This window comes from Bacteroides sp. L10-4, assembly GCF_013373675.1.
Lineage (GTDB): Bacteria > Bacteroidota > Bacteroidia > Bacteroidales > Bacteroidaceae > Bacteroides > Bacteroides muris.
In genome coordinates this window covers 1-1,104 of the sequence record NZ_JABXJH010000143.1, presented here as the reverse complement: position 1 = coordinate 1,104, position 1,104 = coordinate 1, and the positions used below count along the sequence as shown (strand labels likewise).

Genomic DNA, 1,104 nt, shown 5'->3' with positions numbered 1-1,104 from the left:
TAAGTAGTTATTCATAATTATTTCACCTATGTCGAAATTACATTATCTTTGCTTCGAACAAAACTGCGTGATAAATGAAAATCAAGAAATTGACGCTGAGCGATTCCGAACGTCGGGAACTTACCACCGGTTTTCGGACAGGCGAAAGCCATTGTTTTCGTATGCGTTGCCGCGCCATACTGCTCAAAGCAGAGGGCTTGAGTGCGCCCCAAGTGGGAGCACAAACGGAAATGACCGCCCAAACCGTTGGCAGTTGGGTCAAACGTTTCGAAAGCCAAGGAATCCAAGGATTATACACACGTCCGGGACAAGGTCGCAAAGCCATCATGGACTGTTCGGACGAGGAATCCGTGCGCAAAGCCATCGAATCGGACCGGCAGAGTGTGCGTGCAGCCAAAGAAGCCTGGCAGAATGCTTCGGGCAAGGAAGCGAGCGAATCGACGTTCAAACGTTTTTTATCCGCATTGGCGCAAGATATAGACGTATAAGAAAACGTCCTAAGGGTAAGCCCTCGCCGCAGCTCTATGCGTATAAGACCGAGAAGCTGCAAGAACTTGAAACACTTTTTGAAAAAGGCTCCATCGACCTCTTCTATGGTGACGAATCTCATATCTGCACGGAAGGCTATGTCCCTTATGGGTGGCAGTTTGCCGGAGAAGACGTTTACATTCCTGTCGAAAAAGCCAAACGGCTCAACATCTTTGGCATGATTGACAGGAATAACCGCTTTGAAGGATTCTGCACCTGCGATTCTGTCGATGCAGAGAAAGTTGTTGATTTCCTCGACAGATTCTCTTTCAAGCTCTACAGAAAGACATTTGTTGTGCTTGACAATGCAAGTGTACATCGTAATGAGAAAATAAAGCGAATGCGTCCAATATGGGAAAAACGGGGACTTTTTCTCTTCTACATTCCTCCATACTCTCCTCATTTGAACATTGTGGAGACCCTTTGGCGTATTATGAAAGGGAAATGGCTCCGACCACAGGATTATGTCACTACCGAATCGCTGTTTTATGCCACCAACAGGGCTTTGGCGGCGATAGGAACACGACTGAATATTAACTTTAGCCATTATGCTGCTTAATTTTGATTAGTTACTTA

At 46.0% G+C, this 1,104-nt stretch carries 2 protein-coding genes; both read left to right on the top strand.

The window, feature by feature from the left end; all coding sequences use genetic code 11:
• Positions 1-74: 74 nt before the first annotated feature.
• Positions 75-488 carry a helix-turn-helix domain-containing protein gene (locus HU824_RS19430; RefSeq protein WP_016272127.1) on the top strand — a complete coding sequence of 138 codons (414 nt, stop codon included), beginning with the start codon at positions 75-77 and terminating at the stop codon, positions 486-488.
• On the top strand, positions 404-1,087 hold the full coding sequence (locus HU824_RS19425) for an IS630 family transposase (RefSeq protein WP_128824554.1): 684 nt from the start codon (positions 404-406) through the stop codon (positions 1,085-1,087). Before HU824_RS19430 ends, HU824_RS19425 begins: the two co-directional genes overlap by 85 nt.
• The last annotated feature ends 17 nt before the right edge of the window (positions 1,088-1,104 follow it).